13 protein-coding genes are annotated in these 13503 nt (G+C 70.1%); 4 read left to right on the forward strand and 9 right to left on the reverse strand.

Annotated elements, in window-relative coordinates; genetic code table 11:
- Window positions 1–118 precede the first annotated feature (118 nt).
- On the forward strand, window positions 119–1180 hold the full coding sequence (locus tag E0493_RS23690) for an energy transducer TonB (RefSeq protein ID WP_160935560.1): 1062 nt from the start codon (window positions 119–121) through the stop codon (window positions 1178–1180).
- A 206-nt stretch (window positions 1181–1386) separates the two neighbouring features.
- Here the strand turns inward: E0493_RS23690 and E0493_RS03735 are convergent, their stop codons facing one another.
- Entirely contained in the window at window positions 1387–2496 is a 1110-nt protein-coding gene (locus E0493_RS03735) for a phytanoyl-CoA dioxygenase family protein (protein ID WP_160935561.1), read from the reverse strand.
- A 348-nt stretch (window positions 2497–2844) separates the two neighbouring features.
- Window positions 2845–3879 carry an AI-2E family transporter gene (locus E0493_RS03740; protein ID WP_160935562.1) on the reverse strand — a complete coding sequence of 345 codons (1035 nt, stop codon included), beginning with the start codon at window positions 3877–3879 and terminating at the stop codon, window positions 2845–2847.
- Between the two features lie 154 nt (window positions 3880–4033).
- On the opposite strand from E0493_RS03740, the gene ndk reads away from it, so the two are divergent.
- Complete coding sequence (ndk, locus tag E0493_RS03745; protein WP_160935563.1) at window positions 4034–4456, forward strand: nucleoside-diphosphate kinase; 423 nt, start codon at window positions 4034–4036, stop codon at window positions 4454–4456.
- Between the two features lie 108 nt (window positions 4457–4564).
- On the opposite strand, the gene E0493_RS03750 is transcribed toward ndk, so the two are convergent.
- Entirely contained in the window at window positions 4565–4723 is a 159-nt protein-coding gene (locus E0493_RS03750; protein WP_160935564.1) for a preprotein translocase subunit SecE, read from the reverse strand.
- A 164-nt stretch (window positions 4724–4887) separates the two neighbouring features.
- Here E0493_RS03750 and E0493_RS03755 point away from each other — a divergent pair, with 164 nt between their 5' ends.
- Window positions 4888–5376: a GFA family protein gene (locus E0493_RS03755; RefSeq protein ID WP_160935565.1), complete on the forward strand. Its 489-nt coding sequence runs from the start codon at window positions 4888–4890 to the stop codon at window positions 5374–5376.
- A 567-nt stretch (window positions 5377–5943) separates the two neighbouring features.
- Here the strand turns inward: E0493_RS03755 and E0493_RS03760 are convergent.
- From E0493_RS03760 to E0493_RS03785, 6 genes are all read right to left on the reverse strand, one after another.
- Window positions 5944–6762, reverse strand: a complete 819-nt coding sequence (locus E0493_RS03760) for a slipin family protein (protein ID WP_160935566.1) — start codon at window positions 6760–6762, stop codon at window positions 5944–5946.
- The gene (locus tag E0493_RS03765; RefSeq protein WP_160935567.1) at window positions 6759–8081 is read right to left on the reverse strand and encodes an NfeD family protein; all 1323 of its coding nucleotides are present in this window, start codon (window positions 8079–8081) and stop codon (window positions 6759–6761) included. Before E0493_RS03765 ends, E0493_RS03760 begins: the two co-directional genes overlap by 4 nt.
- 2 nt (window positions 8082–8083) lie before the next feature.
- On the reverse strand, window positions 8084–9094 hold the full coding sequence (locus E0493_RS03770; protein WP_160935568.1) for a 2-hydroxyacid dehydrogenase: 1011 nt from the start codon (window positions 9092–9094) through the stop codon (window positions 8084–8086).
- Between the two features lie 30 nt (window positions 9095–9124).
- A complete protein-coding gene (locus tag E0493_RS03775; RefSeq protein WP_160935569.1) occupies window positions 9125–9625 on the reverse strand; it encodes a hypothetical protein in 501 nt (166 codons plus the stop codon).
- A 179-nt stretch (window positions 9626–9804) separates the two neighbouring features.
- The gene (locus E0493_RS03780) at window positions 9805–11094 is read right to left on the reverse strand and encodes an NAD(P)/FAD-dependent oxidoreductase (protein ID WP_160935570.1); all 1290 of its coding nucleotides are present in this window, start codon (window positions 11092–11094) and stop codon (window positions 9805–9807) included.
- Window positions 11095–11113: 19 nt separating this feature from the next.
- The gene (locus E0493_RS03785) at window positions 11114–11767 is read right to left on the reverse strand and encodes a GntR family transcriptional regulator (protein WP_160935571.1); all 654 of its coding nucleotides are present in this window, start codon (window positions 11765–11767) and stop codon (window positions 11114–11116) included.
- A 166-nt stretch (window positions 11768–11933) separates the two neighbouring features.
- On the opposite strand from E0493_RS03785, the gene E0493_RS03790 reads away from it, so the two are divergent.
- The gene (locus tag E0493_RS03790; protein WP_160935572.1) at window positions 11934–13502 is read left to right on the forward strand and encodes an ABC transporter substrate-binding protein; all 1569 of its coding nucleotides are present in this window, start codon (window positions 11934–11936) and stop codon (window positions 13500–13502) included.
- Window position 13503: the final 1 nt, after the last annotated feature.

Below are 13503 nucleotides of genomic sequence, written 5' to 3' on the forward strand. Positions count from 1 at the left end.
GGCGGGCCCGTGCCCGCCGCCCTGGTCCTGCCTGGCCGAAGTGCCTAGGTTGTGGCGGCCGCAGGCTCGCGGCTCCGCCCACCGAAAGCCCACCCTCCTTGCCGTTCCGCCCTCACGCATGAGCCTGACCGCCTCCGCCCCGCCCCTCTTCCCGGGCGGACCACGAAGGCCACGCCGCTCCTGGCGGCGCCCGGCTGCCTGGATCTCGCTCGCGCTCCATCTGGCGCTGCTTGTTGCGCTGGTGCTGTGGGGCCGGCCGCGGCAACTGCCCTCGCCCGGCATGTCGGAGGGCGTGGAGGTGGTGTTCGAGAGCCAGACGCCGCCGCAGGAGGCGCCGTCCGCGCCCGCCGCCGAGGCTCCCGCGCCGCAGGAGCCGCCGGACGCGCAGGCGCCTCCCGCGACGCCTCCCCCGCCGCCCGCCGCCGCATCGCCCCCTGCGCCTGCCCCGGCCACCGAAGCGCCGCCCCCGCCCGTGGAAGCACCGCCGCAGCCCGCTCCTGCGCCTGCTCCTGTGCCCGCGCCCGCGCCCGCGCCCGCGCCACCACTGCCGCAGGCACCCGAGGCCAGCCTGCCCCCGGCACCAGAGCCGATGCCGGAACTGGACACGCCTCCGGAACTTACGGCGCCAACACCGCTGGAGCTGAACCCGCCGCCCCCACCGCCGCCCCAGCCGACGGCACCCCCGCGCCCTGCCTCGCCCTTTGCCGGCACGGTCGATCTTGGGCGCAGCATTCCCATGCTCCAGGCCCCGCAGCCGGCGCCCCGCCGGCGCCCGCCGCCGGGCGGGCAGGTGGACATGGCCATCGGGTCCGTGCCTGAACGCTCGCTGATGCCGCGGCGCGACAGCCCCACGATCGGCTCGCCGCTCTCCTATGTCTCCGGCGCCAAGCCATCGCTGGACTGGGGCAGCGCCTTTCAGCAATGGGTGCAGCGGCGGATGTTCTATCCGCGGGCGGCGGTTCAGGCCGGGGAGGACGGCGCGGTGGTGCTGCGTGTCACCGTCGAGAAGGACGGGCGCATCTCAGCCGTGCGCGTCACCACCTCTTCCGGTTCGCGCTGGCTGGATTCCGCCAGCCTGTCCCTGTTCCGGGACCAGATGGGGCCCGCCTTCCCGCCGGAGATGGTGGAGCAGCAGAACAGCACGACGCTGACCTTCACCACCAACTACATCCTGCGCTGAGGCGCCAGCCCGAGGCGAGCCCCGCGGCGGCCAGCCTCAGGCAGAGCGGAAGGCCTCGCCGCAGCGGGATCCGGCGGAGGAGAGCGGCGCATGGAGGCGGAACCCCGTGCCGAGGCGCGGGCGGCCTCCAGATGAAGGCGCCAGCGTGGCGGGCGGAGGCCGGCCCCAGTCCATCCCGCCAGCCCTGCTGGACGCTCGCCGCTCCGTCAGGCGATGGCGTCGGGAGGCAGGATCGGCGCGGCGTGCTGCCCCTTGCGCATCTTTCCCACCGCAAAAAGCGCGCGCATGGCGGTCTTCCGGACCACGGCATAGGCGCGCGGCGCGCTGGAGGCGGCCAGCCGCACCATCCGGTTCCGCCACTCGTCCTGATCGTGCAGGCGCGCCACGGCCATCCCGTTGTGCGGCAGCAGCTTCTGCGGCCGGATGCGGGTGTGGAACTGCAGCATCTCATCCGCCTCCGGCAGGAAGTGCGCCGTGAGCGAGGTGCGGGAAACGCCTCGCCGCTCGGCGCCCAGGCTTCCATGCACCGTCAGGGAGGACCAGAAGATCACGTCGCCCTTGCGCAGGCAGGGCGCATGCCAGCGGAGCTCGTACCGCCTGATGGCTTCCAGCACCGCACGCTGGTAGCGCTGGTGCCCGGTGGCGAAATCAAGCTCTCCTGCGTTCCGCAGCAGCGGCATCAGCCTGTGGCTGCGCGGGCAGACATAGAACCGCCCCGCCCCCGCATCGATGTCCTCCAGCGCGAACCATCCCGCCGTGCAGCGGCCGATGCCGGCACCGCTATCCTGGTAATAGCTGTCCTGATGAGCCCAGGTGCCCGCAGGCGCCTCGAAGAACATGGTCTGGATGACCTTGGTGCGCGGGGTTCCCAGCAGGGCGGCGGTGAGCGCCGCGACGCCGGGGTTGGTCACGGCGTCCAGCGCGGCCGTTTTGAAGCTCCCGAAGCGCCGGCTCTCGAGGTCCTGCGCATTGAAGATCGGATTGGCGAGAAAACCGTCTTCGTCAAAGCGGTTCCGCTCGTAGCGCATGTTTTTCTGGCGGAGGATCGGTGTTTTGGACGGGCGCACCTCGTCCCGGTAGCCTTGGCGGACCCTGTCGCAGAGGTCAGGCGTCAGCAGGCCGCGAATGACCACGTAGCCTTCGCGCTTGTAGTGCTGCACAGCACCGGCGATGTCGGCAGCATTGAAGACCGCGGCGTCATCCTCGTCTGATTCCGGGACGTCGATCAATGTTCCCAAAGGCGTAGTGGCTTGCATGGCACGATCCTTCGCTTCGCAACAGCCATCTGCGACGCTTAGGGCGGTCCTTTTGCTCACACCCTCAACCCTGGGGCAGCCCAAACGGGTGCCTTCCGCCCAAGCGCTGGCTGCACCATTCTAGGCAGGCCGTCATTCGATATCCGAGCAAAGTTTAAGTAAAATAGACATTGAAGCAAAAATTTGTACTGCAACCATGGATTGTAATTTTTGGTTTCTCTCCTTGGCTGCCTCTGAATTCCTACTTCCTGGTTCCTCTGATCTCGCAGACGCGGCGCCCACCGGTGCGGCTTCTGCGTGGGGCCATGCGCCTTGCGGGAATGTTGCGGTGGAAGACCCCAGCCAGGGGCGCACCAGGTCCGCCGCCATGCTCCCAGCAAGCCGGCCGCCGCCGCCCGCTCCCGCCGCTCAGGACTTGCTGACGGGCAGCCGCCATTCCTCGGCGGTCTCGCGTTCGAGATAGTCGTCCACATAGAGGCGGTTGACGAGCATCAGCAGCACCGCTGCCAGGGGGGTGGCGAGCATCATGCCGAGAAAGCCGTAGAGCAGCCCGAAGCCGACCAGCGCAATGATGGTGACCGCCTGCGGCAGGTCGACGCTCCGCCGCTGGACATAGGGCGTGAGCAGGTAGCTCTCCACGGTCTGCACCACGAGGTAGACGCCCGCCACGAGCAGCACGCCCGACAGGCCTTCCGACAGCCCGACCAGCAGCCCCGGCACAGCCGACATCACCGGCCCGATGGTGGGAATGAAGGCCAGCAGCCCGGCGATGACGCCCAGCACCAGTGCCAGCGGGATGCCAATGATCCAGAGGCCAAGCGCCGTCAGCAACCCGACCGCCGTCATCGAGATAAGCTGCGCGCCAAGCCAGCCGCGCAGCGTGTGCGCGGCCTCGACGGCGACGTTATGCGCCTTTGGCCGCAGGGAGGGCGCCACCATCAGCTCGATGCCGCGCCGGTATAGCCCGGGGTCCACGGCGAAATAGACGCCCAGGAACAACACCAGCACCGCATTGCCGAGGATGCCGAAGGTCGTGTTGATGGCGGTAAAGGCCGTGGAGGTGCCGGTGCCTGCGGGCAGGGAGAGGTTCTGCGGCTGGAACCGCCGAAGGATCTCCTGGCCCCAGGAATACCGGGACAGGCGCTCGGTCAGGCTTCCCAGGGCCTGGGGTACCTGCTGCCAAAGCTCGTTGAACTGCTCGGCCAGCGGTTCCGCGGCCAGAAAGGCGAAGGCGGCGGCGGCGAGCAGCAGCAGCAGGATGAACACCAGCACGCCCACGGCATGCGGCACCGGCGCCACGCGCCGGAGCAGGCTGCTCCCGGAATAAAGAAAGACCCCGATCAGCGCCGCCGCGAAAACCAGCAGCGGCACCTCGGGCAATTGCCAGAACAGCAGCACCAGCAACACCGCCAGGACCACCACCGAAACCGTTCTGCGCGACATCCGGCGCTCCCCTCCAGCTCCCCGCCCGGCGGGGGCGGAGGTGGCCGGTTAAAGCGTGGGCCGGAGCGGGGTTGCGGGCCGCGTTCCCCCTTGCGCTGCGGCGCATCCCCGCCTATCCGGCGCGCGTCTGCCCGCATCGCGAAGGAAAGCCCCCATGGCCATTGAGCGCACCCTCTCCATCCTGAAGCCGGATGCCACCCGCCGAAACCTGACCGGCAAGATCAACGCCAAGTTCGAGGAGCAGGGCCTGCGCATCGTCGCCCAGAAGCGCCTGCAGCTCTCCGAGGCGCAGGCCGGCGCCTTCTACGCGGTGCACAAGGAGCGCCCGTTCTACAAGGACCTGGTCAGCTTCATGACCTCCGGCCCGGTGGTTGTGCAGGTGCTCGAGGGCGAGAACGCGGTGGCCAAGAACCGCGAGATCATGGGCGCCACCAACCCGGCCAACGCGGCCGAGGGCACCATCCGCAAGGAGTTCGCCGAGAGCATCGAGGCCAACAGCGTGCACGGCTCGGACAGCGCCGAGAACGCGGCGACCGAGATCGCCTTCTTTTTCTCCGGCACCGAGATCGTCGGCTGAGGAGCGCGTGCGGGGAGGCTCATGCCGCCTCAAGCACGCAACAGGCGGCCCCGGACGGGGCCGCCTTTTTTCATGCCGGCCCGCGGGCTCGCGGCGGTGCGGGGCGGTTCAGCCCCAGAAGAGATAGATCGCCAGCAGCAGCACGATGATGGCGCCGATGCCCCACTTGGCGGCCGTGGTGAACTGGTCCCAGCCCCGCGCGCGCTCGGCCAGGATGTCATCGGCCTTCACTTCCACGAAATCGATCTCATGAGTCGCCTCGGCCATCGGGGGTCCCCTGCTGCGGCATATCGTTCCGTCCAAAGGAATACGGATGCCCCGATCCTTGGGCAAGAGGCCAGCGTGATCTTGAGGGCCCTGGCGAGCGGAACCCGGCCATGTCGCCGGCGTTGCACCGCCAGCCCGCGCCCGAGGAAGGAGGAAATCCGCCCATGCCCATGCTCCTGGAAGGCTCCTGCCACTGTGGCGCCGTCCGCTTCACGGTGGCGAGCTACTCTCCCTATCCCTATCAGCGCTGCTACTGCAGCATCTGCCGCAAGACGGCGGGCGGAGGCGGCTACGCCATCAACATCATGGGCGATGCCGGCACCCTGAAGGTGAAGGGCAAGACCGCCGTCTACCATGCCCGCATCTGCGACGAGGGCGGCCACTGCGAGACCAGCGGCGGCGAGCGGCACTTCTGCCCGGAATGCGCCAGCGCGCTCTGGATGTATGACGCGCAGTGGCCGGACCTGGTGCATCCCTTCGCCTCGGCGATCGATTCCGCCCTGCCGGAGCCGCCCAGCTCGGTGCACCTGATGCTGAACTCCAAGGCTCCCTGGGTGGAGCCGCAGTTCGGCCCGAAGGATGCCCGCTTCGGCGAGTACCCCGAGGAATCGGTCGAGCACTGGCACCGCAGCCGCGGCCTCTGGATGGATTGAGGCCTGCCTCTTCTCCCCTGGGCGGGTCGCCGGGTTCAGGACGGCCATCGCCGCCCGGGCGGAGCGCCATCTCCCCCGCGCGAGGCATTCTCCGCGCCGGCCTGCGGAACATCCCGGATGCCGAGCGATTCGATGCAGGCAGATGCGCCCGTCTTCGAGGGCCGGCATCTCGAAAGCGGCCTGGCGTGACGAAAAGCGGCCGCAGCCCTGCCCCTGCCAGCGCAGCCGCCGATGGACATCCCTGCCGGAATGACCGGGTCAGGCTCATCGGCCGAGCCGATGGGCCTCCTCCCGCCCCTGCCGGGAAACGGGGCCACACCGGTTCTCCTGCGGACCCGTACGGCATCCGAGCCGCTGAACAAGCCCCTGCCGCAGCTCATGCTGGAGCCGGGTGGCGGCATCGCGCTCCAACGGAAGGCTGTTGCGATGAGGATCTGTCCGGGCAGGCGCCATCGCGCGTTTCCTTCCGCTTTGACCATTTCGGGCGGAATGCAGCACGGGAGCGATGGCGGGGGTTTGATCTGCATCAAAGCCACCCGCCCGCCGGCCATCACCTCTCTGGACGCATCATGCGTCCGGTTGCGCGGCGCGCCTGCCAGCCCCGGCGGCGCCCGGCTGGGCAGCCGAGACCAGGCTGCCCAGGCCTCGCAGCAGTTCCAGAGGGACCGGAAACACCACCGTCGAGTTCCGCTCGCCCGCGATGCCCTGCAGCGTCGAGAGATAGCGCAACTGCATCGCCTCCGGCACGGCGGCGAGGGTGCGCGCCGCCTGCACCAGCTTCTCCGCCGCCTGCAGCTCGCCCTCGGCATCGATGATGCGCCCGCGCCGGTTGCGCTCGGCTTCGGCCTGGCGGGCAATGGCGCGCACCATGCTCTCGTCGATGTCCACGTGCTTGATCTCGACGTTGCCGACCTTGATGCCCCAGGCATCGGTCTGGGTGTCGAGAATCTCCTGGATGTCGCGGTTCAGCTTGTCGCGCTCGGCCAGCATCTCATCGAGGTCGTGCTTGCCAAGGACCGAGCGCAGCGTGGTCTGGGCGAGCTGGCTTGTCGCCGCCATGTAGTCGTCCACCTCGATGATCGAGCGGTCGGCGTCCACCACGCGGAAATAGACCACCGCATTGACCTTCACCGAGACGTTGTCGCGCGAGATGACGTCCTGGCTGGGAACGTCCATCACCACGGTGCGGAGATCCACGCGCTGCATCTGCTGCACGACGGGGATCAGCAGAATCAGCCCCGGCCCCCGCACGCCGGAGAAGCGGCCGAGCGTGAAGATCACGCCGCGCTCGTACTCCCGCAGCACGCGGATGCCCGCCCAGAGCAGCGCCAGCACGAGCAGGAACAGCATGAGATAGGGCGCAAAATTCGCCGCGTCGCCGATCATGGGGTCTTTCCTTCCTGTTCGGCGGCGTCCGCCGCCACCGTGAGCCGCAGGCCCTGGCGTGCCATCACCCGCACCGGCTGACCCGGCGCCAGCGCCGCCGGGGCGCTGGCCGACCAGCGCTCGCCATGGACCAGCACGGTGCCGCTCCGGCCGGACCACTCCAGCACGCGGCCGGCCGCGCCGATCATTCCCTGCGCACCCGTTCGCACCGCCCGCCGGCGGGCGCGCAACACCGACCACATCGTGGCGGCCAGCAGCAGCGCAAGCAGGGCGGCGGAAGAAACCACCACCACGGGCGAGAGTGCGAAGCCCGGCGTGCCGAAATCAAAGGCGATGACGGCGCCAAGCACCAGCGCGGCCAGGCCGCCGAAGCCGAGCAGGCCGAAGGCGGGAATGAAGGCCTCGGCCACCAGCATGGCTGCCCCCAGGGCCATCAGCGCCAGGCCGGTGAGGTCCACGGGCAGCAGGTTGAGTGCGAAGAGGCCCAGGAGCAGGGCGATGCCGCCGACGACCCCGCCCAGGCCGAAGCCGGGCGCGGCCACTTCCAGGATCAGCCCGCCAAGGCCGATCATCAGCAGCAGATAGGCGATGTTGGGGTCGGAAATCGCCGTCAGCAGCCGGTCGCGCCAGCCGGGATCGAGGCGCTCCACGGCGAGGCCGGAGGTTTCCAGCACCAGCGGCCCCGACGGCATCCGCACGCGCCGCCCCTCCATCGTGGCGAGCAGGGCCGGAAGGTCGGCGGCAACGAAGTCGGCGACGCCGAGCCGCACGGCTTCCTCGGCCGGGACGCTGGCCGCCTCGCGCACCGCCTTCTCCAGCCAGTCCGGGTTGCGGCCGTGGTACTCGGCGAGGCCGCGGGCATAGGCGGCGGCGTCGTTGACGCGCTTGGCCCGCATCGGGTCTCGGTCGCCTTCCTGTCCGCCGCCCAGCAGGACCGGGGTGGCCGCGCCCGTCGCGGTGCCCGGCGCCATGGCGGCGACCTGCGCCGCCGAAAGGATGAGCAGCCCGGCGCTGGCCGCCCGCGCGCCACGCGGCGCCACCCAGGCGGCAACCGGCACGGGCGAGGCCAGCATCGCCTGCACGATCCGGCGCATGGCGGCATCCAGCCCGCCCGGCGTGTCCAGGCGCAGCACCACCAGCGCCGTCCCCTCCCCGGCCGCCCGCGCCAGCCCGGCTTCGACGTAGCCCGCGACGCCGGGGCCGATGCCGCCTTCCACCGACAGCAGCAGCGCGGTGCGCGCGGGCTCGGCGGCGATGGAGCGTGGCAGCGGTCCGGGCAACAGCAGCGCCAGGGCCACGAGGAGGGCCCGGCCGCGCATGTTCATGCCAGCTTCTCGGTGGAGACCTCGTGCAGCGCGCGTCCGGCTTCCTCGAAGGCGGTGATGTTGGCCAGGGTGGTCTCCGCGATGGCGGTCAGCGCCTCGGCGGTGAAGAAGGCCTGGTGCGCGGTGACGAGCACGTTGGGAAAGGTGAGAAGGCGGGCGAAAATGTCGTCCTGGATCACCTTGCCGGAAAGGTCCTGGAAGAACAGGTCGGCCTCCTCCTCGTAGACGTCGAGGCCGAGATAGCCGATCTGGCCGAGCTTGAGCCCGGCGATGACCGCGCGCGTATCCACGATGGCGCCGCGGCTGGTGTTGATCAGCATGACGCCGCGCCGCATGCGCCGCACCGCGTCGGCATCGATCAGGTGGTGCGTCTCCGGCGTCAGCGGGCAGTGCAGCGTGATGATGTCGGAGGCGGCGAGCAGTTCGGGAATGCCGGTGTAGGTGACGCCCAGGGCCTCCACCGCGGCGTCGGGATAAGGATCCTGGGCGATCACGCGGCAGCCGAAGCCGAGCATGGTCTGCGCCACCGCCACGCCGATGCGCCCGGTGCCGACGATGCCGACGGTGCGGCCCTTCAGGCCGAAGCCGAGCAGCCCGTCGAGCGCGAAATTGCCTTCGCGCACGCGGTTGTAGGCGCGGTGGATGCTGCGGTTGAGCGCGAGGATCATCGCCGCCGTGTGCTCCGCCACCGCCTCGGGCGAATAGGCCGGCACGCGCGCCACCGTGACGCCGAGGCGCCGCGCCGCGGCGAGGTCCACGTGGTTGAAGCCCGCCGAGCGCAGCGCCAGCAGCCGCACGCCCATGCCCGCGAAGGCCTCCAGCGCCGCCGCGTCCGCCCGGTCGTTGACAAAGGCGCAGACCGCACGGGCGCCGCGCGCCAGCACCGCCGTGTCAGGCGCGAGCCGCGCCTCCAGATAGGTCAGGCGGTGCTTCCCGCCACCGGCGGCATTGGCGGCGTCGAGAAAGCGGCGGTCATAGGGCTTGGTGCTGAAGACGGCGACATCCACGCGGGTCTCTCCCTCGGCTCCGGTTGCGTTTCACCGCCGGCGCGGGGCGAGCCGCCGCCGGCGGTGCGTCTCGGCTTCCAGCAGCACCGGCAGCAGGGCGCCGCTCGCCAGGAAGGGCAGGCCATCGGCCGGCGGGTTGAGCGGCCGCATGGAAAACCGTGTCTGCAGCGCCCGCGGGCCGGTGAAGGCGAGCTGCAGCACGACAAGGGTGCCTGCCCCGATCAGCACCGCGCGGGTGCCGAGCACTCCCCGCCAGGCCCGCGAGGTGATGGGCCGATATCGTATGCCGAAGAGGTGGGCGATCTCCAGCACGACGATGAGCGCTGGCCACCGCCGTCCCCACCGCCTCCAGCGGTAGGCCACGCGCCTCGGCCCATGCGGAGGTGGCGAGAATGTCGAAGGCGAAGGGCCGGCACCCGGCGCCGCCAGCCAGTTGAAGCGCGCGCCCTCCCCCATCGCGGCGGCGGCACGGAGCCGCGCCTTCAGCGTCGCCGCCTCGCGCCGCGCCACAACCGCGCCCTCCGGGTCCATCTGACCTTTCTCCGCCAGGACCTCGGGGATGCGGCTGGTCGGCGATGCCTGACGGCGGCGCCGCCAGGGTCACCAGGCGCCAGATCCGCCTTGGTGCGACCGGCCCTTCGACGCCTCGCGGGCGGGCGGTTGGAAAACTGGCAGGAGGAGGGGAGGCCTGGGACCTCGCTTCCCCGCGCTTAGAGAGAATGCCTTGCGTAGGTGGCGCCGCCATCCGTGAACCGCGAAAGGCGGAAGGGCGAAAGGTCGAGGGCAGGACGTCCCCGCGTGATCCAGCCGGCCATCTGCCTGCCCACCGACGGAGCCAGGGCGAAGCCGTGGCCGGAAAACCCGGCCGCGATGTAGAGGTCGCGCTCCGGCCAGGGCCGGTCCATGATCGGGATGACGTCGGGCGTCAGGTCGATGCGCCCCGCCCACGCGGTGTCCAGCGGCAGAGCGCCGAGATGGGGAAAAAGCGCGCGAAAGGCCGCGAGGTTGTGCGCCACCTTGCGGCGGTTCGGCGGCGGTTCCGGCGCGGCGGCGCTGCCGGTGGCGCGCAGCTGCGCCGTGAACTCCCGCCCCAGGCTCAGCCGCAGCAGGCGCCAGTTGCGCCGGTAGGCCGGAAGGAAGTGCATGATGTGGCGGACGGAGTTGGGAGTGATGTCGTAATCGCCGCCGACCCCGCGATAGCCGTTGCCGATGACGAAGCTGCCATCCGGCCGCGGCCGGTAGGCCACCTTCGGCCCCCACATGGCCAGCCGCGTGAAAGGCGCCGCCGCCACGGTGCGCGCCACGGTGGAGCGCACCACCTGCACCGGCATGCCCAAGCCGAGGCGCCGCGCCAGGGAAGCGGCACCAACGCCGTTGGCCAGCACCACCACACCGGCCGGGTGCAGCCCCGCGGCCGTCACGACGCCTTCCACGGCGCCGGCTCGCAGGCTGACATCCAGCACAGGTGCGTGGCTGTGGAAGCGCACGCCCGCCTCGCGCGCGGCGGCGGCGATGGTTCCGGTGGCCAGGGCAGGCTCGGCATAGCCGTCGCCGTCGGTCAGCAAGGCACCGCGCCAGGAGCCGGCGAGCTGCGGCAGCTTCTCACGCAATGCCGCGGCGGAGAGAATGCGCGTGCGAAGGCCGAAGCCGCTGGCATCGTGGTGCGCGGCGACGATCCGCGCCTCGTCTTCGGCCGTTTCGGCGGGAGTCAGGATGCCGCCCGTCTCGAAGCCGGTGGCGGCGGCACCGTATTGCGCCGTCAGCTCCTGCCAGAGCGCATTGGCCTCCGCCGCCAGCGGGAGCTCGGCCGGGTGGCGGCCCTGTTGGCGCACGAAGCCCCAGGCGCGGGAGGACTGCTCCCGCCCGGGCTCCCCCCGCTCGAACAGCGCGACGCGCAAGCCCTGGCGCGCCAGTTCCAGCGCCGTGGCGCAGCCGACGATGCCGCCGCCCACGATGGCGACATCGGCGGCCTCCGGTGCCGCGGGATGGGGCGAGGTCATGCGGGGCGTGTCCCTTTCGTCAGGCGGGCGGCCGCAGCGCGATGACGCTGCGGATGTGGTAGCGCATCTCGGCGGCGGCGATGGCGGCGTCGCGGCGTTCCATGGCGTTGACGATGCGCCGGTGCTCGGCGATGACGCGCCCGGTCCAGTGCGGGCGGCGCTGCTCCATGCCGCGCACCAGGCAGGCCTTGTCGCGCAGGGTCTCGACCTGCCGCAGCAGCGCCGTGTTGCCGGCAGCCTGGCCGATGCGCAGATGGAACTCGCCGTCGAGGTCGTTGAAGGCGTCGAAATCCTCGCGCCCGAGCGCCGCTTCCTGCGCGGCGATCAGCGCCGATAGCCTACCGGTGCAGCCTGGCTGGCGGACGACCGCAAGTTCCACAGCCATGCATTCCAGAGCCTCGCGGAGCTCGCACAGCTCGCGCACCTCGGTCTCCGTCAATCGGATAACACGGTAGAAGCGGCCGAAGCGCTCCACCAGCCCGTCGCGCAGCAGCCGCTGCAATGCCTCGCGGACCGGCGTGCGGCTGACCCCGAAGCGTTGGCCCAGGGCCACCTCCTGCAACTGGGTCCCCGGCGGGAAGCGGAGCGAGGTGATCTCGGCCTTCATTCCCGCATAAAGATCAGGCCCGCGGGCGGGTATCGCCTCAGGCCGGGAGAAGATGTCGTCAGCCATGGCCGGCAAGCCGTTCGGTATGCTGAAATTGCAGGCAGCGAGGCATCAAAGCGCAGGCATCCCCAACCCTGGGGCAGAATTTGCCCGAACTTCGATGCTTGCACCAGATTGCATTTCACGATGTATACTGAAATCCGAAACACGAACAATCTGGCAGGGGCTTCACATGATCGGGTCATCGCGTGGCGCCGGATTTTCCCGGCGCGGCATCCTGGCGGCCGGCGCAGGCTTCGGCGCCGCCGCGAGCCTTGGCTGGCCACACGGCGCGGCGCTGGCCGCCCCCGCCACCCTGCGGGCCGCAATCACCGGCTACGGCGTCATCAACACGCTTGATCCGGCCAAGGCCGCCCTGATCCCCGAGTTCTACGTCATCTGGGCGCTTTACAACGGGCTGCTGAAGCTGGACGCGCAGATGCGCCCGGTGCCGGACCTCGCCGAAAGCTTCAAGGTCGGCGAAGACGGTGCGCTGGAGTTCCGCCTGCGCCAGGGCGTCAGGTTCCACGATGGCAGCACCCTGACCGCCGACGACGTGAAGTTCACGCTCGAACGCCTGATGGACGAGAGCACCCAGTCGCCCAACCGCAGCAAGGTCTCCGCGATCGACAGCATCGAGCTGCCGGACCCGCTGACGGTGCGGCTGCGCACAAAGGCACCCTTCGCGCCATTGCTGACCTTTCTGAGCAACGCCCGCACCGGCACGCAGATCCTGTCGCGCGCCGCCTTCAGCGCCAATCCGGAAGGCTTCGGCCGCAAGCCGGTTGGAACCGGCGCCTATATGCTGCGCGACTGGCAACCGAACCAGGCGTTGAAGCTCACCGCGTTCGCGGGCTCCTTCGATGGCCGCGAGGGCCGCATCCCGGAGGTGGAGATCCCGCTGATCGCCGAGGAAACCAGCGGCGTCACCGCCCTGCTTGGCAAGCAGGTGGACCTGACCAGCACCGCACCTTTCGCCGACATCCCGAACCTGGAGAAGCGGCCCGAGGTGAAGGTCCTGAAGCAGCCGGGACTGAACACCCGCTTCCTGACGTTGAACAACCGCAAGCCACCCTTCGACGACGTGCATTTCCGCCGCGCCGTCTCGCTCGCCATTAACCGTGACGTGCTGGTGCGCATCGTCCTGTTTGGCGAGGGCGTGGCGACGCCGGGTCTCATTCCCCCCTCCCTCACCGCCTCCTACGACCCCGCGCCGAAGCCGCTCTCCAGCTTCAACGCGCAGCGTGCCAAGGAGGAGCTGGCGAAATCCAAGTACGGGCCGGGCACCAAGGGCACCATCCTGACCTGGGGCTCCGGCTGGTGGAAGCGCATTGGCGAGGTGGTGGCGGCGCAGGTGAACCAGGTGCTCGGCACCCAGCTCACCGTCGAGGTCAACGAGGCGAACACGGTGTTCTCCCGCATCCGCAGCGGTGACTACCAGGCCGGCACCTGGGGCTGGCTCGGCATGATCGACCCGGACGAGTATTCCTACGACCTGCTGCACAGCGAGGGCTGGCGCAACTTCGCCGGCTACAGCAACCCGAAGCTCGACGAGCTGCTGGTGAAGGCCCGGCGCGAGCTGGACCCGGCCAGGCGCGGCGCGCTGTACCGCGAGAGCGAGAACCTCTGGATCGAGGACATGCCGGTGGTCCCGCTGTTCTGCTCCAACGTCCATAACCTGCTGGCCGCCAACGTGAGCGGCTTCACGCAGCTTCCCTATTCCAACTACGGCGACCAGTTCGGGTCGGTCACGCTCGGATAAG

The organism is Teichococcus coralli (genome assembly GCF_009829925.1).
Classification (GTDB): domain Bacteria; phylum Pseudomonadota; class Alphaproteobacteria; order Acetobacterales; family Acetobacteraceae; genus Pseudoroseomonas; species Pseudoroseomonas coralli.